At 39.4% G+C, this 21742-nt stretch carries 19 protein-coding genes and 1 other annotated feature (1 of these 20 cut by a window edge); of the genes, 2 read left to right on the top strand and 17 right to left on the bottom strand.

The features are described 5' to 3' along the window. Positions 1–265: 265 nt before the first annotated feature. The 12 genes from BZZ03_RS10470 to rpsB form a co-directional block, all read right to left on the bottom strand. Positions 266–979: a YebC/PmpR family DNA-binding transcriptional regulator gene (locus tag BZZ03_RS10470; protein ID WP_017369493.1), complete on the bottom strand. Its 714-nt coding sequence runs from the start codon at positions 977–979 to the stop codon at positions 266–268. Between the two features lie 39 nt (positions 980–1018). Then, positions 1019–2104, bottom strand: a complete 1086-nt coding sequence (locus BZZ03_RS10465) for a nucleotidyltransferase (RefSeq protein ID WP_086583244.1) — start codon at positions 2102–2104, stop codon at positions 1019–1021. Next, positions 2092–2823 (bottom strand): class I SAM-dependent DNA methyltransferase, encoded by a 732-nt coding sequence (locus BZZ03_RS10460; RefSeq protein WP_019291521.1) that lies wholly within the window; start codon positions 2821–2823, stop codon positions 2092–2094. The genes BZZ03_RS10465 and BZZ03_RS10460 overlap by 13 nt, the downstream gene beginning before the upstream one ends. After that, the gene (rsfS, locus tag BZZ03_RS10455; protein ID WP_003133173.1) at positions 2824–3183 is read right to left on the bottom strand and encodes a ribosome silencing factor; all 360 of its coding nucleotides are present in this window, start codon (positions 3181–3183) and stop codon (positions 2824–2826) included. A 26-nt stretch (positions 3184–3209) separates the two neighbouring features. Then, positions 3210–3803 carry a bis(5'-nucleosyl)-tetraphosphatase (symmetrical) YqeK gene (yqeK, locus tag BZZ03_RS10450; protein ID WP_086583243.1) on the bottom strand — a complete coding sequence of 198 codons (594 nt, stop codon included), beginning with the start codon at positions 3801–3803 and terminating at the stop codon, positions 3210–3212. Continuing rightward, positions 3796–4389, bottom strand: a complete 594-nt coding sequence (locus BZZ03_RS10445) for a nicotinate-nicotinamide nucleotide adenylyltransferase (RefSeq protein ID WP_003133170.1) — start codon at positions 4387–4389, stop codon at positions 3796–3798. Before BZZ03_RS10445 ends, yqeK begins: the two co-directional genes overlap by 8 nt. Before the next feature lie 3 nt (positions 4390–4392). Next, the gene (gene yhbY, locus BZZ03_RS10440) at positions 4393–4701 is read right to left on the bottom strand and encodes a ribosome assembly RNA-binding protein YhbY (protein WP_017369498.1); all 309 of its coding nucleotides are present in this window, start codon (positions 4699–4701) and stop codon (positions 4393–4395) included. 14 nt (positions 4702–4715) lie between these two features. Further along, a complete protein-coding gene (gene hflX, locus BZZ03_RS10435; RefSeq protein ID WP_086583242.1) occupies positions 4716–5951 on the bottom strand; it encodes a GTPase HflX in 1236 nt (411 codons plus the stop codon). 2 nt (positions 5952–5953) lie between these two features. Then, the gene (yqeH, locus tag BZZ03_RS10430; RefSeq protein ID WP_029343497.1) at positions 5954–7060 is read right to left on the bottom strand and encodes a ribosome biogenesis GTPase YqeH; all 1107 of its coding nucleotides are present in this window, start codon (positions 7058–7060) and stop codon (positions 5954–5956) included. A 146-nt stretch (positions 7061–7206) separates the two neighbouring features. Continuing rightward, positions 7207–8937 (bottom strand): septation ring formation regulator EzrA, encoded by a 1731-nt coding sequence (gene ezrA, locus BZZ03_RS10425; protein WP_017369501.1) that lies wholly within the window; start codon positions 8935–8937, stop codon positions 7207–7209. Between the two features lie 215 nt (positions 8938–9152). Then, positions 9153–10181 (bottom strand): translation elongation factor Ts, encoded by a 1029-nt coding sequence (gene tsf / locus BZZ03_RS10420; protein WP_003133160.1) that lies wholly within the window; start codon positions 10179–10181, stop codon positions 9153–9155. Positions 10182–10257: 76 nt separating this feature from the next. Further along, positions 10258–11031 (bottom strand): 30S ribosomal protein S2, encoded by a 774-nt coding sequence (rpsB, locus tag BZZ03_RS10415; RefSeq protein WP_003133158.1) that lies wholly within the window; start codon positions 11029–11031, stop codon positions 10258–10260. Between the two features lie 272 nt (positions 11032–11303). Here rpsB and BZZ03_RS10410 point away from each other — a divergent pair, with 272 nt between their 5' ends. Next, positions 11304–12344, top strand: coding sequence for a lactonase family protein (locus BZZ03_RS10410; protein WP_019291938.1), 1041 nt, complete (start codon positions 11304–11306; stop codon positions 12342–12344). Positions 12345–12499: 155 nt separating this feature from the next. Then, entirely contained in the window at positions 12500–15193 is a 2694-nt protein-coding gene (gene adhE / locus BZZ03_RS10405) for a bifunctional acetaldehyde-CoA/alcohol dehydrogenase (protein ID WP_086583241.1), read from the top strand. Between the two features lie 31 nt (positions 15194–15224). Here the strand turns inward: adhE and BZZ03_RS10400 are convergent, their stop codons facing one another. The 5 genes from BZZ03_RS10400 to BZZ03_RS10380 form a co-directional block, all read right to left on the bottom strand. Further along, complete coding sequence (locus BZZ03_RS10400; RefSeq protein WP_019293303.1) at positions 15225–16268, bottom strand: SepM family pheromone-processing serine protease; 1044 nt, start codon at positions 16266–16268, stop codon at positions 15225–15227. Next, positions 16258–16755: a pantetheine-phosphate adenylyltransferase gene (gene coaD, locus BZZ03_RS10395; protein ID WP_019335771.1), complete on the bottom strand. Its 498-nt coding sequence runs from the start codon at positions 16753–16755 to the stop codon at positions 16258–16260. The genes BZZ03_RS10400 and coaD overlap by 11 nt, the downstream gene beginning before the upstream one ends. Then, positions 16745–17284, bottom strand: a complete 540-nt coding sequence (gene rsmD, locus BZZ03_RS10390; RefSeq protein WP_086583246.1) for a 16S rRNA (guanine(966)-N(2))-methyltransferase RsmD — start codon at positions 17282–17284, stop codon at positions 16745–16747. Before rsmD ends, coaD begins: the two co-directional genes overlap by 11 nt. A 98-nt stretch (positions 17285–17382) precedes the next feature. Beyond that, complete coding sequence (locus BZZ03_RS10385) at positions 17383–18729, bottom strand: glucose-6-phosphate isomerase (protein WP_003133148.1); 1347 nt, start codon at positions 18727–18729, stop codon at positions 17383–17385. 148 nt (positions 18730–18877) lie between these two features. Beyond that, complete coding sequence (locus tag BZZ03_RS10380) at positions 18878–21520, bottom strand: valine--tRNA ligase (protein WP_086583240.1); 2643 nt, start codon at positions 21518–21520, stop codon at positions 18878–18880. A gap of 91 nt (positions 21521–21611) precedes the next feature. After that, positions 21612–21742, bottom strand: a binding site (T-box leader) (it continues 40 nt past the right edge of the window).

Raw genomic sequence — 21742 nt, 5'->3', positions numbered from 1 at the left:
CATATAGTCATTCTACTTTATTCAGTTTTCAAAGGTCTATCGCTCTCGTAAGAGATACGCTCTCTCGCGACAACTATTATATTCTATCAAACTCAATTTGTTCTGTCAAGAATAAACTGTGATTTTTTTTAAAAATTTTACTTTTGTTCGGTTTATCCCCCATTTACTGGGCTTTACGCCATTTATTTTTTTTTGTGATTTCCAGTTAATTAAGATAAGAACATCGTTATGTAAATAAAAAATGGCCACTTGGCCATCTTTTTATTTACATATCCACATTATGATAAACTTTTTGAACATCGTCGTCGTCTTCTAAAGCATCTACCAAACCTTCGAAGGTTTCTAAATCTTCACCAGAAAGTTCAACTTCGCTCTGTGCAATCATCTCAAGTTCAGTTGTTGTAAATTCAGTAATACCTTTTTCTTTGAGAGCAGCAATTGCTTTGTGTAAATCTGTAGGTTCTGTATAAACAATAATTTGTCCTTCTTCCGCAGAAACATCACGGACGTCAATTTCTTGTTCAATCAAATATTCAAAAATCTCGTCAGCATCATCACCAGCAAAGACGATCACACCTGTATTATCGAACATGTAGCCTACAGAACCTTCCGCACCAATATTCCCACCATTTTTATGGAAAATTGTGCGGATATTAGAAATTGTACGGTTTACATTTGAAGTTAACGTTTCACAGATAATCATTGATCCATTCGGTCCGAATCCTTCATATCGTCCAGAAACGAAAGCTTCTTCTGCTCCACCTTTAGCTTTGTCAATCGCTTTATCAATAACATGCTTTGGAACTTGTGCTTGTTTCGCACGTTCAATAACAAACTTGAGCGCGGTATTTGACTCTGGATCTGGCTCCCCTTGCTTTGCGGCTACATATATTTCAACACCAAATTTTGCATAAACTTTTGATGTTGCTCCGTCTTTAGCTGATTTTTTTGCGGCAATATTGGCCCATTTGCGTCCCATGGGACACCTCCTATTTTCAATTTATTCTTAAATATTATATCACAAAATCAATGGTTTGCGCCCATGGTTCTGTTCTTTAAAATTACGATTTCCTAATTGATAAATATCATCTGATTTTTGCGTAAGTAAGTCCCATGATTCTTTTCCAATGCGAGTCACAAGCTTATCCTTCACTTTAGCCAGATGTTGTTGTCCTTGCTTTGTAAAACCTAAAACATGAATGTTTTGAGGCAACTGAAAATCACGTGGAATATCCAATAAAACATAGGTCAAAAGCCGTCTTACACGTGCTCTAGTATATCGTTTTGTATGCACTGCCTCTATCAATTCATCGACAGTATTCACTTGCTTGATGGCTGTTTTTATCCGACTTTCCAACTCTGTATTCATTTGAAAAATAAGGCTCAAATCATGGGAGATTATCTTATACTTAAGCAAAGTGAAATAATTATCCCAAGAAACTCTGGGGTGCTGATAGAGTTGTTTTAAATTTTCCGGCACAAAATTCAAAATATCTTGTTGGTCGATATTTGCTCTAATAGCTGTTGCTGAAGCAATTTCACCAGATAAACTACGAGAATGAAAATCGTTACTACGCTGAATGGCTTGTAGTCTTATATCTTTGCCCGCACTGGCTTTGGCATAAGCAAGAGCCAGGACATGGTTGGGTGTATTTCCATCAAAATGTAAGCCTGAGAATTTCTGCCACATCATCTGAGTTTTTTCGGGATAACTCAATGTATCAGGTAAATCTTTAATAAAGTTCTCCATTTCGATTGACTTCTCTTCATAAAGATTCACGATTTTTTGATAATCAAGGGTAGACTCCGAACCAAAAACAAGTTCACCAATCCCCATTTTATCAAGAATATCCACTGCTGCCTGTGCGAAAAAATCAGCAGCTTGGACAGCTCCCATGACAGGAAGCTCAACCACGATATCTGCACCATTTTTTAGAGCCATTTCAGCTCTTGACCATTTATCAAAAAGAGCCGGTTCACCCCTTTGCATAAAATTACCAGACATGGCAACGATTTTTATACCATCGCCTGCCTGATCTAATAAATATTTATGTCCATTGTGAAAAGGGTTGAACTCAGCAACAATTCCTATTATTTTTTGCATACAAAGAACCAACGTAAGCTTTCTTCTTCAGGTTTTTCATCTTCAAAATCAGCATATACTTCTACTTTAGAAAATTTTTGAAGTCTTGTCAAATATTCCTTTATTGGATACGTTCTCTCTTGATGTACTTCATCTTTACGCACAAATTTTCCATCGGAATCTTTAACAAAGAAAGTCAATTCATGGACGACTGAATGAGGGTAATCCCCTACAAAAGAATCCCAGAGAAAAGCAAAATCTTCATCGTTTTCGTGATAAGAGTAACCCGGAAAAACCGAATCCACTTGATATGTCGAATGGACATCAAAGATAAACACACCTTCCGCATTTAAAGAATTATAAACACCATCAAAAACGCGTTGAACTTCAGAAGCATTCGACATGTAACAAAGCGAATCCGAATAGCAAGTCACAACATCAAATGTGGTTTCTCCTGATAATTCACGCATATCTCCGGCAGCAAAAGTAATTTTTGCCCCCATCTGACGTGCACGTTTATCTGCAATGGTCAGCATTTCCTCTGACAAATCAACACCGGTTACTTCATAGCCTGCTTGACTAAATCTTATCGAGAGAATCCCTGTACCACATGCCAATTCCATGATATTTTGCGTTTTTGCTGGAAAATGTCTTTGACTAAACTCAAACCACAAGTCATAGAGCTCCTCATCCATTACGGAATCATAGACCCGGGCAAATTCCTCATAAGAAGCCGTCATTTATTCAGAAATCCATTCATTAATATCAACAAGTGGTGCATCTGACCAAAGTTTCTCTAAGTTAAAACGCAAGCGTGAATCATGGTCAAAAACATTGACAATCACGTCACCTAAGTCAACTAAAACCCATCCTGTACGCGCATCTCCTTCAATATGACCTGCTGCTTGAACACCAAGCTTATCTGCTTCTTCAGCGACATTATCAACAATCGCATCAATCTGACGTGTATTCATTGCTTCAAGGACAACGAAATAATCTGCAACGCCTGATACAGCAGCGACATCAAGTGCTACAATATCTAAAGCTTTTTTATCATCGGCTGCTTTTACAACTGTTTCGAGTAATTGTTTTGAATTCATTTTATTCCTATTTTCTATTTTTATTATTATTTTTTAAGATATTTGATAAATGCGTTATATGTTTCGATACTTTGGGGGTAAATTTTTACACGCAGTTCAGCCAGATAATCAATAAGTCGCATTGTCTCAAAGGCAACTGCCATATTCAGAGAGTAATCCGCGATAGCTCGCGCTTCAATAACACCCGGGAAATCACGTCCCTCTTCAATATAGTCCGCCACATAAAGTACTTTTGCTAAGTCAGACATCGCTGCATCCCCTACAGTGTGCACCTCGATTGCATGTAGAATTTCGGGATCTTTCAAACCTAAATCTTCTTGCATTTTATAGATGCCCACTGTACCATGCCATATGTTATTGCCCCAATTTTTCAAATCAGGATTCAAGTTATACTTTTCAATCAGTTCTAAAAAGATGTCATCTGCTGTTTCTTTTGCGTAATCATGCAACAGAGCAGCAAGACTTGCTTTATGCACATTTACATCATATTTTTCAGCAAGTGCAACTGCTGCTTTCTCTACTCCTAGGATATGTTGGAAACGTTTTTCAGACATTTGAGCTTTTATATTCGCAAGTAGTTCTTCTCTTGACAAGTTTACTTCTGGATAAAAATCAAACATAAAGTCCCTCTTTCTTAATATAAGCAAGTACTTTGGGTGCTAACAAGAAATTTGGAACAAGCCCTCGGCTAAATTGTTCACGTATCATATTACCAGAGATATCCATTCCCGGTACATCCACCCACAAAATAGGATAACTTGTCCCCGCGCGGAAGCGTGGTCGACGTACGCCAACCAGCTGTACTAATTCTAAAAGTTGCTCAATATTTTTCCAACTTGGTAAACTATTGATTAAATCTCCCCCAATGATAAAGTAAAAATCTGTATCGGGATGTTCTTCCTTGAGGGCCTTTACTGTTTCATATATGCCTTCATCTGCTTGGCAGCGGCATTTGTTCAATACAAGACCTTCTTTCCCTTCCAGTGCTAGCTCTAACATGCGGGTAACATGCCCATCGGTATTATGTTCTGGAAGAAACACAACTTGTTCTAAATTCAGCTGCTGACGCACTTGATCAGCGATTGTTAAATGTGCGATGTGTACAGGATTGAAACTTCCCCAAAAAAGACCGATGGCACGGCGAACACGAGCATTTTCCTCTTGTAGATCCACCTTAGTAAAAGGTGTTAGAAGTTCAAGCGACATAACTTATACCTTTTTTACATCTTCTGAAATTTTACGATTTTCTTTACGATCACTAACCTTAAAGACTACTACATTACGTCCGATAATTTGGACAACGTTGAGCCCCATTTCATCAATCATCGCTGCAACATCTTTGGCAGTTTCATCAGAGTTTTGTAAGATGTTAACTTTAATTAATTCACGCGCATCTGCAGCGTGGCGAATACTTGTAAGGATTTCGTTCGACAGTCCAGATTTTCCGATTTGAACTATGGGGCGAATATTTACTGCGAGGCTTCGCAGGTAACGCTTTTGTTTTCCAGTTAATTCCATTTTAATTCTCTTTTCTAATAATTATCCAGCTTCCAGGTCATGCTGGGAGCAATGATCCCTTTAACTTTATAAGCTGTTTCACCTTCAACAACTTCGTTGACCATGGCTATTTTTTTCAGTTCAGGTAGTTTATAAGCCATTGCATAAGGCAAATCTAACTCAAAAGCAACAAAGAGCTCATGCAATTTTTCTAAAATTGCCGTACGCAACCACTGGACACCTTCGTCTGACTTAATCGAAAGCTGTACTGCTGGTGTCAAAGTAGGTACAAAATCCTTAGCAATATCCATCTTATTATAGACATTTAACACAGGAATACCTTGAATATCCATTTCTTCCATCAATTTTTGGACTGTTTTTTCATGGACTTCATGATGGAGATTACTCACGTCAATGACATGGATGAGTAAATCCACATGAGTCGACTCTTCTAAAGTCGACTTGAATGCCTTAATCAGCTCCGTCGGCAAATCTTGAATAAAACCAACTGTATCTGTAAGACTGACTGTAAAATCCTCTTTTATTTTTACCAACTTGGTTGTTGCATCTAGTGTAGCAAAAAGTTCATCTTTTTCATATTGCGTTTTTTCAGTCAAAGCATTCATTATGCTTGACTTCCCGGCATTCGTATAGCCAATCAATCCGATTTTAAAGATAGAGCTTTCTTTACGCTTTTTCCGAATCGTTTCACGGGTTTTTTCAACTTTTTGGAGCTGTTTATCTATATTTTCAATACGTGTCCGAATATAACGACGGTCTGTTTCAAGTTTACTTTCACCAGGACCTTTGGAGCCGATACCTCCTCCTTGACGACTGAGCATGATACCTTGGCCGACCAAGCGTGGTAACAAATAGCTAAGCTGAGCTTGTTCGACTTGAAGCATCCCTTCATGAGACCGCGCCCGCAATGCAAAAATATCCAATATCAATTGCATCCGATCAATAACTTTGATTCCTAAAGCTTCTTCCAGATTAATGTTTTGGCGAGGTGTCAGACGGTCATTGAAAATAACCGTGTCTATTTCTCCGACTTCAATTGCCCACCTCATTTGTTCAAGCTTGCCGGTTCCAATCAGAAATTTAGTATCGTATTTGTCCCGCTTTTGTGTAAAGGCATCAATCACAATCCCCCCTGCTGTTTTTGTGAGTTCAGCAAGTTCAAGCATCGAGCTTTCAAAATTTTCGCTATTTTCAAAGGTCTCTACGCCAGCGAGTAAGACACGTTCTTGTTTTTCTTCTAGATTTATCATACTTATACCAATGCCTTACGCAGAACTACGTCTACACCTTCTGGTACCCATGCTGCCACAACGCCACGTTCCGCAACCCGAATCCATCCTAGACCAGAGAAGACAATATCTGATTTTTCTTTGACAGAAAATTCTTTACGGATGAGTTTTGGAAAGTCCGAAAGATTTTTCGCACGTGGCGGTTGAAGTAAACCACCCACATGTTTTTCATAAAATTCAGTAGCTCCTTCTAATTTTGTACGATGAATATCTAACTCATTATCACAAAAAACAGTAAGCCCTTGTTTTTCACCTTGTATATAGTCAAAACGTGCAAGCCCCCCTAAAAATAGAGTTTGCCCTGCATTAAGTTGATAAGTTTTAGGCTTGATTTCTTTTTTAGGTGAAACGAGTTTCAGGTCTTTTGCTTCAAGATAGTGCGCCATTTGTCCACGATGAATAATCCCCGGTGTATCAATAAGCAAGCTATCATCATCAAGAGGAATCTCAATCTTATCTAAAGTCGTCCCTGGAAAACGGCTAGTGGTAATAACATTGTCATCCCCTGTGACAAGTTTGATAATGGCATTAATTAATGTAGATTTACCCACATTCGTTACACCAACTACGTAAACATCACGACCTTTACGCATTTTCTCAATTTTTTCCATGAGTTCTCGAACATCATCTTGATTTTTAGCTGAAGTTACAAGAACATCAAGAGGACGGAGACCAGCTTTCTTTGCTTGCTCCTTGAGCCAAGCGCTCATTTTACCAACTTTTAATGAGTGCGGCAGAATGTCTTTCTTATTGGCTACTAAGAGAAGGTCATTATTGCCCGTAAAACGATGCAAGCTTGGGATTAAGGAGCCATTAAAATCAAAGATGTCAACAACATTCACGATTAACGCATCATGCTCACCGATTTCGCTCAAAAGGCGCAAAAAATCATCGTCTGTCAAACTGACATCAGCGATTTCATTATAGTGACGAAGGCGGAAGCAACGTTGACAGTACAGCGCGTCATCTTCTCCTCTTTTCGCTAGCGCTCCCGCAGGCAGGAAACCCAAGGCATTTTTATCTTTTGTTTGAATCAATGCACCGCAGCCAATGCAATGCAATTCTTCCATAATATTTTCAGTTTCATTCATAGGCCTATTATAACATATTTCATACAATAACCATTTGTCCTTTTATTCGAGACTTGAGCTTGTTGGAAAAGGACATTTTAAAATGATATAAAATAAAAAGACGTAAGTTTACTTACGTCTTTTTATTAACGATAATCTGGTTTTTCTTTGTGATTATTGTATACATTTGCAATACGTTCTGCTGCTCCTGGTTCAACCATTTCTAGAGCGTTTGAAATTTCGTTAAAAGCTCCATCATAGTTGCGCGCACGATCAAAGAGTTGTAAGCTTCGAGCAATGGCTCCAGCAATACGTTCATCACTTGCTTTATAACGATTAGCATATTGCATCAACTGTTCTGCAAGAACGGCATGATCTACTAAATCATCTGTTGCATCTTTCAAGGCTTCCATATCTTGAGTAGATGTGTCAAGTTGATGGTTCACTACATCAATATTAATACGTACTTTACCTAATTCTTTAAAGAGGGCTTCTAAGCGCTCACTTGTCGCAAAGAAGAGATCTAAATAATCTTTCGGTAAACCTGGAAGGTTACGTTTTTCCACATAACGCTTGATGATGCGCAATTCTGAGTCAAAGCGATCAGCAGCTTCTTGTGCAACTTTTTCTTGCTCACGTAAGTTAGCAAGTCCTTCACTAATACTAATTTGATTCTTTTCGATATCTTCCAAAGCTTCAATGATTGAATTTACATTTCCACCTAAAGCAGAGTAAGGTTTTTGTTTTTCTTTAACTGCTTCAAGCACACTGTCAACTTCCCCTTCGAGGATATCAAGATGTTCAGAGTAGCTACGTACAGCTGCTTTTTCATTGTCAGACAGCAAATATGACTGCATCGTGTGGTCGATTTCTAACAAGAGGTTTTTGTTGTTTGCACGTGTGTGTTCGATATAGCTTCGGAGAATATTGACGCGTTTTTCTACGCTACGACGTGCTTTATATTCACGCTCAAAAATGTCATAAATACCGTTAATACGGTCATTAATTGAAGAAATACGGGCTTCCGTTGCTTCAAGTTCAAAACTGTCAAGAAGGGCTTTAGCTTCCTCCAAATCATCTTGGATAGCTTTCATTTCATTCTCAAGGTTAACACTTGCAGGAAGTACGTAATCTTCCTCTTCGAACTTATGAACTGTTTCTTCTAACTCTTCAATTTGTTTTGGCAACTCTTTATCGACAACAACAAGCAAGTCTGGGATTTGCTCTGTAATTGCACGCAAAGCAATTGTATGTTCTTCCGCAGTTTCTAACACTTCGGCTGCTTCAATCGGATCCCCTGTTGAGTTAAGCGTAACAAACTGTGAAAATTCTGTTTCTATGTTTGCTAAGTGACGGTTAATTTCGTCAATAACTGTACCATATTTTTCTTGATTGTCAGTGATTTCATCGCGGAGTGTTTCATAAAGGTCAAGAGATTCTTGAATTTTTGTCGAATTACGTTTTTCTTGTTCGACCAACTCTGCAACACCTGCACGAATCGCTTCGACTTCAGATTCCATAACTTCGATTTGTGCTTCGCTATCATCAGCAGACTCACGTGCACGGAAAAAATGGAAGGAGTCATTCAATTGCTCAGCTTCAAAAATATGGTTTTCTAAATCAGCAAATGAATCTGATGACAAATCAATCCATTTTTGGTTCCACTCACGGAAAATGGTCTGTGACTGTCCAACGAGATGCATCTTCTTGACGGCATCTAATTCTTCTTGCACAGGTAAATCAAAAAGCAGCTCTTTGCGCTCTTCCAACTCAAGAATACGATTTTCTGTTTTCTTACGCATTACCATTGAAAATACATAGAATCCAACGACAATCACTATGAGAACGCCCAAAAGAATAATTATTGTACTTGACATCTTCTCTCCAAAACTTTAGGTAATTTTATCTTTTTATTTAAACTTATTTTTAAATACAAAGTTTCACTCTTTATTATAGCACATTATATTTGATTTTACATCACTTTTCTACATTTTTTAGATTACACACACTATAAGTTTAAAACCATGAAAAAGAAGCGCTTCACACAAATAGTCATAAAAAAAACAGCTCTAATGAACTGTTTTTTTTATAATTAAGCAAGACCTGCTGCTTCAGCAACTTCAGCCGCGAAGTTATTTTCTGCTTTCTCGATACCTTCACCCACTTCGTAACGTGTGAATGCTACAACTTTAGCCCCTTTAGACTCAAGGAAAGCTTCTACTGTTTTGCTGTCATCCATAACATAAAGTTGTCCAAGAAGTGTGTAGGCTTGGTCGACTTTAGTGTTATCAATGATGAATTTTGCAACTTTACCAGGGATGATTTTACCCAAGATCGCTTCTGGTTTACCTTCAGCCAAAAGTTCTTCTTTCATTTCTGCTTCAGCATTTGCAAGAACTTCTTCAGTCAATTGGCTACGTGATCCGTAGGCAAGATGTGGAAGCATTGGTTTGTTTACCAATTTGCGGCTTTCGTTATCTTCATCGATTGTGTGGTTTAATTTAGCTAACTCATCATGAACAAACTCAGCATCCAACTCTTTGTAAGAGAGAACAGTTGGGTTCATCGCAGCGATATGCATTGCAACTGCTTTAGCCAGCTCAGCATCTCCACCTTCAACAACTGTAACTACACCGATACGACCTTGGTTGTGTTGGTAAACACCAAAGGTTTGCGCATCTGTTTTTTCGATAAGTTGGAAACGACGGAATGAAATTTTTTCACCAATTGTCGCTGTAGCTTGTGTGTAAGAATCTTCAAGGCTGATACCTTCTGCAGTTGTCAAAGCCAAAGCTTCTTCATTAGTTGCAGGTTTTTTCTCTGCAATAAGTTCAGCTGTTTCTTTAACGATAGCAACGAATTGTTCATTTTTAGCAACGAAGTCTGTTTCTGAGTTCAATTCGATAAGTGCTGCAGTATTACCATTTACAGCGATACCTGTCAAACCTTCAGCGGCGATACGGTCAGCTTTTTTCTCAGCTTTCGCAATACCTTTTTCACGAAGGAGCTCAGCGGCTGCTTCCATATTTCCATCAGTTTCAACAAGTGCACGTTTAGCATCCATGATACCTGCACCAGTTTTTTCACGCAATTCTTTTACTTGAGCTGCTGTTACTGCCATTGTATAATTCTCCTATTATTATATTTTATAAAAAAACAGGGAGGCGTAGGGCCTCGCCTGTATTATTCATTACAAATTATTTGCCTTCAACGATTTCAGCAAGTTCTTCAAGTGATTCTTCTGAAGCAGCAGTATCTTTAACCGCAAGTTCAGCTTCTACTGAATCTTCGCCTTGACGACCTTCGATGATAGCGTCAGCCATTTTAGCAGTGATCAATTTAACTGCACGGATAGCATCATCGTTTGCTGGGATAATAACGTCGATTGGATCTGGGTCAGCATTTGTATCAACCATTGCTACAACTGGGATTCCCAATTTTTGAGCTTCTTGGATAGCGATTTGTTCATTGTGTGGGTCAACAACGTACATCACATCTGGGATGCGAGGCATGTCAGCGATACCACCGATGAATTTTTCAAGACGTTCGCGTTCTTTGTTCAAAAGAACAACTTCTTTCTTAGGCAATACTTCGAAAGTTCCGTCTTCTTCCATTTTGTTGATTGATTTAAGGCGTGCTACACGTTTTTGGATAGTATTCCAGTTAGTGAGCATACCACCAAGCCAACGGTGGTTTACATAGTATTGACCAGCACGAAGTGCTTCTTCTTTAACAGCTTCTGAAGCTTGTTTTTTAGTACCAACAAAAAGTACTACAGCACCTTCAGATGAAGCGTTACGTACATAGTTGTAAGCATCGTCAACAAGTTTAACTGTTTTTTGAAGGTCGATAACGTGGATACCATTACGTTCTGTGAAGATGTATGGTTTCATTTTTGGGTTCCAACGACGAGTTTGGTGACCGAAGTGAACACCAGCTTCAAGAAGTTGTTTCATTGAAATAACTGACATATTAATGTCTCCTTTTAAAATAGTTTTTCCTCTTTTAACTGTCAGCCAATGCCGCTACACAAGTGCACTACGACACTGTCAAGTCAAAATGTGAAATTATTGCCCATAGACAACAGTACTATTATACACTAAACACTCCCTTATTGCAAGAGCTTGTTGTGTCATTTTGTTGGCTGTCCTGTCTTCGCAAATTCCAAGAGATTTAGTTTCCTGAAAACGCTCATTTATGATAAAATAATTATACGAATATTAAATGTTAAAGGAGCCAAGATATGCGTGAAAAAATTCTAGTTGGCGGTTACACTAAGCGTGAATCAAAGGGGATTTATAGTTTTGACCTAGATATTGCAAAGGAAGAACTTTCTAATCTAACTGAAGTTGCTCATGTTCAAAATGCTACTTATTTTGCTTTGGACAAAACAAAACAGCACCTTTACACTTGTGCTGCAGATGAAAATGGTGGCGGTATTGCTGCTCTCAGCTATAAAAGAGGTAAAACAGAGCTTCTCAACTATGTTACTAGTGTTGGCGCACCTCTGTGCTATGTAGCTGTTGATAATAAACGTGGTTTTGTTTACGGTGCCAATTATCACTTAGGGGAAATCCGTGTCTACAAAATTCAAAAAGATGGGTCGCTTACCTTAACAGACACTGTAAAACATGAAGGCGAGGGATCAAAAGTACACCCTGGCCAAGAACGCCCTCACGTGCATTACACAGATCTTACACCTGACGGACGCTTAGTTACTTGTGATTTGGGTACAGATGAGATTACAGTTTACGATGTTGTTGGTGAAGAAGGCAAGCTCTCTCTTGTAAGCCTCTATCGTATGCCTGCAGGTACTGGAGTACGTCATCTTACTTTCCATCCCAATGGTAAGATTGCTTATGCTATTGGTGAGTTTTCTTCTACTGTAACTGTTCTCAGCTATAATGAAGAAAAAGGACGCTTTGCTGCACTGGAAACAATCAGTACTCTTCCAGTAGATTTTGAAGGCACAAAGAGCGCATCTGCTCTCCGTCTTTCTTCCGATGGTGCATTTCTTTATGCTTCAAATCGTGGACATAATTCTATCGCCATCTACAGTGTTAGCCCCTTAGGGACAAAGATAACTTTAGAAGATATTGTAAAAACTGAAGGGGAAACGCCCCGCGATTTCAATTTCAACAGTACAGAAGATTTTATTATCGTAGCACATCAAGATAGCGATAATATTAGTCTTTTCCGCCGTAATAGGAAAACAGGAATGCTCACACTTAAGCAAAAAGATTTTTATAGCCCAGAGGGCACATGTATTTTACCAACACTCTAATGAAAACCGCCCTTAAGGCGGTTTTTTTATCATTAAAATGCAGATAGTATTTTATCAAAAAAAGTTTGTGTGGTTTTACACAATATTATTTGACAGCACTTTCAAAGTTTGTTAAAATAATAACGTGATAAATTTCACAAAGGAGAAATTTAAATATGTCAAGCAAGAATACCAAAAAAGAACTAACAACCGCTGATAAAGCTGTACTTGCGGAAAAAGCAGAGCAATATACAGACGGTCTTGTCAAAAAAGCACATCAAGCCGCTTTAAAATTTGAAGGCTACACACAAGTGCAAGTAGATAAAATTGTCGCAGCAATGGCCTTAGCAGCAAGCGAACATTCCCTTGAACTTGCGCACGAAGCTCATAATGAAACAGGGCGAGGAATCGTTGAGGATAAGGATACTAAAAACCGCTTTGCTTCAGAATCTGTTTATAATTCAATTAAAAATGATAAAACAGTAGGAGTAATCAGCGAGAACAAAGTTGCTGGCTCAGTAGAAATTGCAGCCCCTTTGGGTGTGCTTGCAGGAATTGTACCAACAACCAACCCTACTTCTACAACAATTTTCAAATCACTTTTAACAGCAAAAACACGAAATGCTATCGTATTCGCCTTTCATCCTCAAGCCCAAAATTGTTCCTCTCATGCCGCACGTATTGTCTACGAAGCTGCCCTAAAAGCTGGGGCACCCGAGAACTTTATCCAATGGGTTGAAGATCCAAGTCTTTACAACACTACTGCACTTATCCAAAACCACGGTATTGCTTCTATTCTAGCTACAGGTGGACCCGGAATGGTTAATGCAGCACTCAAGTCAGGCAACCCTTCACTAGGAGTGGGCGCAGGTAATGGTGCCGTCTTCGTTGATGCTACTGCAAATGTGGATCGTGCAGTTGAAGACCTGCTACTTTCTAAACGTTTTGATAACGGCATGATTTGCGCTACCGAAAACTCTGCTGTAGTTGCTGCAGAAATTTACGATGAATTCCTCGAAAAACTTCAAGCTCACGGTGCTTACAATGTTCCAAAGGAAGATTATTCAGCCATCGAAAAATTTGTTTTCGTTGAGCGTGCCGGTGAAGGCTTCGGAGTAACTGGTCCGGTTGCCGGTCGTCCTGGCCCATGGATTGCTGAACAAGCAGGCGTAAAAGTACCTGAAGGAAAAGATGTTCTTCTCTTTGAATTGGAAGAAAAAAACATTGGTGAAGCTCTCTCTTCTGAAAAGCTTAGCCCGCTTTTGTCAATTTACAAATCTACCTCACGCGAAAATGGTACCGCCATCGTTCAGAAACTTTTGGCTTATCAAGGCGCTGGGCATAATGCGGCTATCCAGATAGGTGCACAAGACGATCCTTTTGTGAAAGAATATGCTGATGCTATTGGTGCTGCACGTATCTTAGTTAATCAACCAGATTCTATTGGAGGCGTTGGTGATATCTATACTGATGCAATGCGTCCATCGCTGACTTTAGGAACTGGTTCATGGGGGAAAAATTCAATCTCACACAATTTGAGTACATATGATCTATTGAATATCAAAACAGTGGCACGTCGTCGTAATCGCCCACAATGGGTTCGTCTGCCAAAAGAAATTTACTACGAAAACAACTCTATTTCTTACCTACAAGAAATGCCTAATATCGAGCGTGCTTTTGTCGTCACAGACCACGGCATGTTGCAATTTGGCTTTGTCGACCACATGCTTGAGCAATTGGCCGTTCGTGAAACACAAGTTCAAACTTCAATATATGGTTCTGTAAAACCTGACCCAACACTTTCACAAGCGATTGAAATTGCTCGACAAATGGCTGATTTTAAACCTGACACAGTTATCGCACTCGGCGGTGGTTCTCCACTTGATGCAGCAAAAATTGGCCGCTTGATTTATGAATACTCTGTTCGTGGAGAGGTTGACATCAATGATGACGTTGCACTAAAAGCTCTCTTTGAGCAGTTGGCGCAAAAATTCATCGATATTCGTAAACGTATCGTCAAATTCCCGCATCAAGATCAAACGCAATTGGTATGTATTCCGACCACTTCTGGTACAGGTTCTGAAGTAACGCCCTTTGCTGTTATCACCGATGATGAAACCCATGTTAAATATCCTTTAGCTGATTATCAACTTACACCTCAAGTAGCTATTGTTGACCCTGAATTTGTTATGACCGTGCCAAAACGTACTGTGGCTTGGTCAGGTATTGATGCCCTCAGTCACGCGCTTGAATCCTATGTTTCAGTCATGGCTTCGGATTATACTAAACCATTATCACTTCGTGCCATTAAGTTAATCTTTGATAATTTGACAACCTCATATCACTACGACCCATCAAAGCCTTCTAAAGAAGGACAAGTCGCACGCGCCAATATGCACAATGCAGCAACCTTAGCTGGTATGGCCTTTGCCAATGCATTTCTCGGTATTAATCACTCCCTAGCCCACAAAGTGGGTGGTGAGTTTGAATTACCACATGGTTTAGCTATCGCTATCGCTATGCCTCACGTCATTAAATTTAACGCTGTAACAGGAAACGTTAAACGTACACCATACCCACGTTATGAGATTTACCGTGCCCAAGAAGATTACGCTGAAATTGCGCGTTATATTGGTCTTACAGGTAAAGATGATGCGGAACTCGTAGACAAACTTATTAAGGAAATTAAAAAATTGACGGACAGCATCGATATCGATGTCACTCTATCAGGAAATGGTGTTGATAAAAACCACTTGGAGCGTGAACTCGATAAGCTTGCAAACCTTGTTTATGATGATCAATGCACACCTGGAAATCCACGCCAGCCAAGTATTTCAGAGCTTAAAACACTCTTACAAGATCAATATTAAGCATAAAAAAAGCTGTAAATTACAGCTTTTTTTATTTTTCGAGATAATCTAGCGCATCTTGAATCGTCTTTACAGGTACAATTTTCATATCTGTATTCAACTTTTTAGCTGCCGCAAGCGCATCTGTGTAGTTATTTGTTGTACCAGAAGCCTTTGTCTGTTCTTCCGTTTCATCTGGGCAAAGGAAAATTTTTGCGCCCGCATTACTTGCTGTAGCAACTTTTTTATCAACGCCACCTATTTGCCCGATGCTGCCATCCTCATTGATCGTTCCAGTACCTGCAATTTCGCGTCCTTGACGTAAATCTTTGCCTGTGATTTGGCTATATATTTCCAAGGTAAACATCATACCAGCACTTGGCCCGCCAATACTTCCAGCATCGATTTTAACTTTAGGGTCTGTCACAACCTGGGTATGATCTACTAAACCAATACCAATCCCTGTTTTACCATTACTCAACTTAATGTACTTACCTGTGGCTTCATGATTACTGCCATCCACACGTGTATATTTGATGGTAACGCTATCCCCAACTTTTTGTTGCGATACATAATCAATCATCTCAGTTGAAGATTTGAAAGTATGTCCATTAACTGCCGTTATCGTATCTGAAAGTTGTAAGTCATTTTTAAAGGTTGAATCCTCAGTGATGCTCAAAACATAAACACCTTGATACTTCATCTCATAAGGTTTCCCTGCCAACTTAAAGGCCTGATAAATAGCCGTGTTTTGCGCTGTCTGCATATAAAACTGGTTGACCAAGTCAAATTGCTGATTGGTCATTCCACCCGTCATCTCTTCACTACTCACAACAGTGGCAAAAGAGTTCGACTTGGAATAAAGCATACTTGCTGCATTGGCGCGAACCATTTCAACTGTCGTTAAATAAAAGTTGCCTTTATGTTCGTCTTTTTTCCCTGCAACATCAACCATTTGGTTAACTGGAATGGTTCCTCCTGGCTGCTCGATATAGTAAGGTAAGGGGAAGAATAAACCCACTACAATAAGAAGCGGTAGCGCGATGGCAAAGAATAGCTTTAGTTTTTTATGCTTTTTTATTTTTTCATTTTTCATGTGCTTTTTTCTCATTCAATGTTTCAATAACATTTGCAGGTAACCATCGACTTAGGTCTTGACCAAAATGATAAAGTTCACGCATTCGGGTAGAACTAATATTTTCGAGTTCTGGTTTTGCAGTCAGTAAGATGGTTTCGATCCCTGTCATTTCACGGTTAAAGTAAATCATATTTTTCTCATAGTCTAAATCAGCCGCATTGCGAACGGACCGAACAAGCGCTGTGACCTCAAGTTTCTCCGCAATATTTACTGTCAGATCACTCGCATGTGCAATGACTGCCACATTGGTTAATTGTAAATCTGCTAAGGCTGTTTCGATTAGAGCTACACGTTCTTCTAGACTGAACAAAGGATTTTTAGCTTCATTTTTAAAAATACCGATATAAAGCTTATCAAAAAGCTTACTGGCACGTTCAATGATATCAAGATGGCCTTTTGTGACCGGGTCAAAAGTGCCCGTAAATAAACCGATTTTATCTTTCATAGATGGTTACCTTTGAAATTCCATATACTTTTTCTTTACTTAACGACAAGTGACCGATATTTTCCGGAAGTGTGACCTCCTTATCCGTCTCACAAACCACGACAGCATCATCTGCCAACAAGTCTTTTTTCTGCATTTCTTCTAGGTTAGCAACAATACTTTCTTTCGCATAAGGTGGGTCTAATAAAACTAAGTTGAACTGTCCAGAAAGATTAGCCAAAGCACGTTCTGCTGGCATTTTAAGAAGTTGAAACTTTTTCTCTTCCTTGGTCATCTTAATATTTTCTGCAATCACCAGCTGTGCTGAACGGTCTTTTTCAACCATTACAGCATTGTCCATCCCACGTGATACAGCTTCTATAGCAAGCGAACCCGAACCTGAGAATAAATCCAGAACTCGTCCACCTTCAAAATATGGACCAATCATATTAAAAATTGCTCCTTTAACTTTGTCTGTCGTTGGACGTGTTGTTTTTCCTGCCAATGTTTTCAGTGGTCTACCACCATAATTTCCTGCTACAACTCTCATTGTTCTATTATAGCACACTGTGTCTTCTTCGCCCACAAGCATCAAAAAAACCACAGTTCAATGATGTACTGTGGTTTTTGTTTTTATCTCATTTTTGATTAAAGACGTGCGTTCAATTCAGCACTCAATTCTTCAAATCCTGGTTTGCCAAGAAGTGCAAACATGTTACGTTTGTAAGCTTCAACACCTGGTTGGTCAAATGGATTGATACCATTCAAGTAGCCTGAGATCGCAATTGCAAGCTCAAAGAAGTAGATAGTGTAACCTAAAGTGAATTCATCTTGCTCAGGCAAAGTAACGATCATATTTGGAACGTCACCATCTGTGTGTGCAAGGAGAACACCGTCAGCTGCTTTTTTGTTGACAAAGTCAACATCTTTACCTTGCAAGTAGCCAAGACCATCAAGATCTGCTTCAAGTTCAGGAATGTTAATGTTCTTACGTGGTTTTTCAACACGAATAGCTGTTTCAAATACAGAACGTGTACCTTCTTGGATAAATTGACCCAATGAGTGTAAGTCTGTTGAGAAGTTTGCTGATGTTGGATAAATACCTTTTTGGTCTTTACCTTCAGATTCACCTGCCAACTGTTTCCACCATTCTGAGAAGTATTGCAATGATGGCTCATAGTTAATCAAGATTTCTGAAAGTTTACCTTTACGGTAAAGGATATTACGAAGCGCTGCATAAGCATAAGCATCATTTTCACGTACGTCTGTGGCTGTATATTCTTTGCGCGCTGCGTTAGCACCTTCCATAAGAGCTGTAATATCAGCACCTGATGCTGCGATAGGCAAGAGACCAACAGCTGTCAAAACTGAAAAACGTCCGCCAACTGAATCCGGCACAACAAAAGTATCCCAGTTGTTTGCATCAGCATTAACTTTAACGGCACCTTTTTCTTTATCTGTTGTTGCATAGATACGTTTATTTGCTTCTTCACGGCCATATTTTTTAACCAAAAGTTCTTCAAAGACACGGAAAGCAATTGCTGGTTCAGTTGTTGTTCCTGATTTAGAGATAACATTAACAGAGAAATCTTTATCTGCCACATATTCTACCAAGTCTGAAAGATAGCTTGAAGAAATTGAATTTCCTGCATAAAGAATTTGTGGTGCTTTACGTTCTTCTTTTGATTGAAGATTAACAAAGCTGTTGTTCAAGAAGTCAATTGCAGCGCGGGCACCAAGGTATGAACCACCGATACCGATAACAATAAGAACTTCTGAGTCAGATTGAATTTTGCTTGCTGCTTTTTGAATGCGTGCAAATTCTTCTTTATCATAGTCTTCTGGAAGATCTAACCAACCGATGAAGTCAGAACCAGCACCGGTTCCTTCACGAAGAAGTTTATCTGCGCCATCAACTTGCCATTGAATTTCGTCAAGTTCTTTATCAGCTACAAATGGTTTCAATTTAGAATAGTCAAATTTAATATGTGCCATCTTATATCTCTCCTTAGAGTTTTTTTCTTTGTTTATTTTATCACTTTTCCATAGGTTTAACAAGAAATGAAAATTTAAGATATTGTAAACCTATCTATACCAAAAAGAAAAAGTTCCCACAATTAGGAACTTTTCCACGTCTCATAAACTATTTTTGTAACTCTTCAATACGGGCTTGTGTGCTTTCAAACTTCTCTTGATAGTCTGCTAATTTAGCACGTTCTTTATCTACAACTTCTGCTTTGGCATTTGCCACAAATTTTTCATTAGAAAGCTTACGGTTAACCATATCGAGTTCTTTCTGCCATTTGTCTAGTTCTTTATTGAGACGAGCAATTTCTTCCTCGATATTAATCAAGCCTGCTAATGGAAGGTAGATTTCCGCACCAGTAACAACTGCTGACATGGCTTGTTCTGGTGCTGTCATATCCGCTGCAATAGTTAACTCACTTGGGTTAGTGAAGCGTTTGATATAAGGCGCTACCTTGTTCAGGAAGGCTTCTTTGTCTGATTTGATCATCATTGGCACGGCTTTTGATAAAGGCGTATTCACTTCCGCACGAATATTACGTACAGCTGTAATAATTTCAATGAGCATGGCAACACCATCTCCAGCTTCTACATCATCAAATTCTGGACGTACTTCTGGATATTCAGATACCACAATAGATTTGCCTTCAGCTGTCGGAAGTTTTTCGAAGATTTCTTCTGTGAAGAAAGGCATGATTGGGTGCAAGAGACGGAGCACTTGATCAAGAACATGCACAAGTACTGAACGTGTGACGTCTTTTTCTGCTTCATCATCGCCAAACATTACTTCTTTAGTCAACTCAAGATACCAGTTGGCAAACTCATCCCAAATGAAATTATACAGAATATGACCTGCAACACCAAACTCAAATTTATCCATTTGTTCCGTAACGCGCGCAATTGTATCATTCAAACGTGTGAGAATCCAGCGATCGGTAACATTACCTGCTGTTTTCGCTGCCACTTGGTCAAGATGAGCAGAAATTTCTTCTGCTGTGATATCTCCTGCATTCATCAAGATATAGCGTGAAACATTCCATATCTTATTGATGAAATTCCAAGCTGCATCCATTTTGTCGTAGCTGAAACGCACATCTTGTCCAGGAGCTGAACCATTGGACAAGAACCAACGCAAAGCATCGGCACCATATTTTTCAATCACATCCATTGGGTCAATACCATTCCCCAAAGATTTGGACATCTTGCGTCCCTCTTCATCACGAATCAAACCGTGGATAAGTACATTATTAAATGGTGCTTTTCCTGTAAACTCAAGTGATTGGAAAATCATACGCGAAACCCAGAAGAAGATGATGTCATAGCCCGTAACCAAGGTCGATGTAGGGAAGTAACGTTGGAAGTCTTCTGCCTTTTCATCCGGCCAGCCCATAGTTGAGAAAGGCCATAAGGCTGAAGAGAACCATGTATCAAGTACGTCTTCATCTTGAACCCAACCTTCACCTTCTGGGGCTTCCTCGCCAACATACATTTCGCCAGCTTCGTTGTACCATGCAGGAATTTGATGTCCCCACCAAAGTTGGCGTGAAATAACCCAGTCGTGTACATTTTCCATCCATTGGAGGAAAGTGTCGTTAAAACGTGGAGGATAAAACTCAACAGCATCTTCTGTTTTTTGATTTGCGATTGCATTTTTAGCCAACTCTTCCATCTTAACGAACCATTGTGTCGATAAGCGAGGCTCAACCATTACGCCTGTACGTTCTGAGTGCCCAACGGAGTGCATCATTTTCTCAACTTTAACTAAGTTGCCGAGCTCATCTAATTTTTTAATGATAGCTTCGCGGGCCTCAAAACGATCCATACCATTAAATTCGCCTGTGAGCTCGTTCATTGTACCGTCAGCATTCATTACATTAACTTGTGGCAAGTTATGACGTTGACCAACCAAGAAGTCGTTAGGATCATGGGCAGGGGTAATTTTAACCACACCTGTCCCTTTTTCCATGTCTGCGTGTTCGTCACCAACAATAGGAATTTCTTTGTTAATGATAGGGAGAATAACACTTTGACCAATGTATTTGGCATAACGTTCATCTGCTGGGTTAACAGCAACAGCAGTATCTCCAAAGAAAGTTTCTGGACGTGTTGTCGCTACTTCAAGTGCACCTGAACCATCCGCCAAAGGATAAGTTATGTGATAGAAGGCACCTTCGACATCTTTATGGATAACTTCAATATCAGAGAGCGCAGTCATGGCCTTTGGATCCCAGTTAATGATAAACTCACCACGGTAAATCCAGCCCTTTTTGTAAAGTTGAACAAAAACTTTGCGGACTGCAGCAGACAAACCTTCGTCTAGAGTAAAACGTTCACGGTTATAATCAACAGAGATACCCATTTTACCCCATTGTTCTTTGATGGTTGAGGCGTATTCGTCTTTCCATTCCCAAACCTTGTCTAAGAATTTCTCACGGCCTAAATCATAACGGGAGATACCATCTTCAGCTAAACGCGCTTCCACTTTGGCTTGCGTTGCAATACCTGCGTGGTCCATACCTGGCAACCAAAGGGTATCGAAACCTTGCATACGTTTTTGACGGATGATAATATCTTGCAAGGTTGTATCCCAAGCATGTCCTAAATGGAGCTTCCCTGTTACGTTTGGTGGTGGGATAACGATACTATAGGGTTTTGCTTTTTTGTCCCCTGAAGGGGCAAAAACACCTTGTTCGAGCCATTTTTCATAGCGCCCTGCTTCGACTTCAGCAGGATTAAATTTTGTTGATAATTCTTCTGTCATTTATTTTTCCTTTCGGTATGAAAACAGTTAATAATGTCGAGGGAGAAGTTCAAGAGTATGTCAATAAAAAAATACCGCACCTAAACATCCAAAATAGGACGCTCACGCGCGGTACCACCTAAATTCCTGCCTTTTTTAAAGCAGACACTTAATTTTATTTAACTGACCACAATGCAACCTTCACAAGTTTCATCTGAAATCTCACAGCGACCGATTTCTCTC

Source organism: Lactococcus petauri, from assembly GCF_002154895.1.
GTDB lineage: Bacteria > Bacillota > Bacilli > Lactobacillales > Streptococcaceae > Lactococcus > Lactococcus petauri.
The sequence above is the reverse complement of the archived record's forward strand: the minus strand, read 5'-3'. Positions and strand labels throughout refer to the sequence as shown.

What these genes read in the sequence shown, in the direction of transcription:
- BZZ03_RS10470 (WP_017369493.1), bottom strand. Translation starts at nt 979, where the DNA reads ATGGGACGCAAATGGGCCAATATTGCCGCAAAAAAATCAGCTAAAGAC.
- BZZ03_RS10465 (WP_086583244.1), bottom strand. Translation starts at nt 2,104, where the DNA reads ATGCAAAAAATAATAGGAATTGTTGCTGAGTTCAACCCTTTTCACAAT.
- BZZ03_RS10460 (WP_019291521.1), bottom strand. Translation starts at nt 2,823, where the DNA reads ATGACGGCTTCTTATGAGGAATTTGCCCGGGTCTATGATTCCGTAATG.
- rsfS (WP_003133173.1), bottom strand. Translation starts at nt 3,183, where the DNA reads ATGAATTCAAAACAATTACTCGAAACAGTTGTAAAAGCAGCCGATGAT.
- yqeK (WP_086583243.1), bottom strand. Translation starts at nt 3,803, where the DNA reads ATGTTTGATTTTTATCCAGAAGTAAACTTGTCAAGAGAAGAACTACTT.
- BZZ03_RS10445 (WP_003133170.1), bottom strand. Translation starts at nt 4,389, where the DNA reads ATGTCGCTTGAACTTCTAACACCTTTTACTAAGGTGGATCTACAAGAG.
- yhbY (WP_017369498.1), bottom strand. Translation starts at nt 4,701, where the DNA reads ATGGAATTAACTGGAAAACAAAAGCGTTACCTGCGAAGCCTCGCAGTA.
- hflX (WP_086583242.1), bottom strand. Translation starts at nt 5,951, where the DNA reads ATGATAAATCTAGAAGAAAAACAAGAACGTGTCTTACTCGCTGGCGTA.
- yqeH (WP_029343497.1), bottom strand. Translation starts at nt 7,060, where the DNA reads ATGGAAGAATTGCATTGCATTGGCTGCGGTGCATTGATTCAAACAAAA.
- ezrA (WP_017369501.1), bottom strand. Translation starts at nt 8,937, where the DNA reads ATGTCAAGTACAATAATTATTCTTTTGGGCGTTCTCATAGTGATTGTC.
- tsf (WP_003133160.1), bottom strand. Translation starts at nt 10,181, where the DNA reads ATGGCAGTAACAGCAGCTCAAGTAAAAGAATTGCGTGAAAAAACTGGT.
- rpsB (WP_003133158.1), bottom strand. Translation starts at nt 11,031, where the DNA reads ATGTCAGTTATTTCAATGAAACAACTTCTTGAAGCTGGTGTTCACTTC.
- BZZ03_RS10410 (WP_019291938.1), top strand. Translation starts at nt 11,304, where the DNA reads ATGCGTGAAAAAATTCTAGTTGGCGGTTACACTAAGCGTGAATCAAAG.
- adhE (WP_086583241.1), top strand. Translation starts at nt 12,500, where the DNA reads ATGTCAAGCAAGAATACCAAAAAAGAACTAACAACCGCTGATAAAGCT.
- BZZ03_RS10400 (WP_019293303.1), bottom strand. Translation starts at nt 16,268, where the DNA reads ATGAAAAATGAAAAAATAAAAAAGCATAAAAAACTAAAGCTATTCTTT.
- coaD (WP_019335771.1), bottom strand. Translation starts at nt 16,755, where the DNA reads ATGAAAGATAAAATCGGTTTATTTACGGGCACTTTTGACCCGGTCACA.
- rsmD (WP_086583246.1), bottom strand. Translation starts at nt 17,284, where the DNA reads ATGAGAGTTGTAGCAGGAAATTATGGTGGTAGACCACTGAAAACATTG.
- BZZ03_RS10385 (WP_003133148.1), bottom strand. Translation starts at nt 18,729, where the DNA reads ATGGCACATATTAAATTTGACTATTCTAAATTGAAACCATTTGTAGCT.
- BZZ03_RS10380 (WP_086583240.1), bottom strand. Translation starts at nt 21,520, where the DNA reads ATGACAGAAGAATTATCAACAAAATTTAATCCTGCTGAAGTCGAAGCA.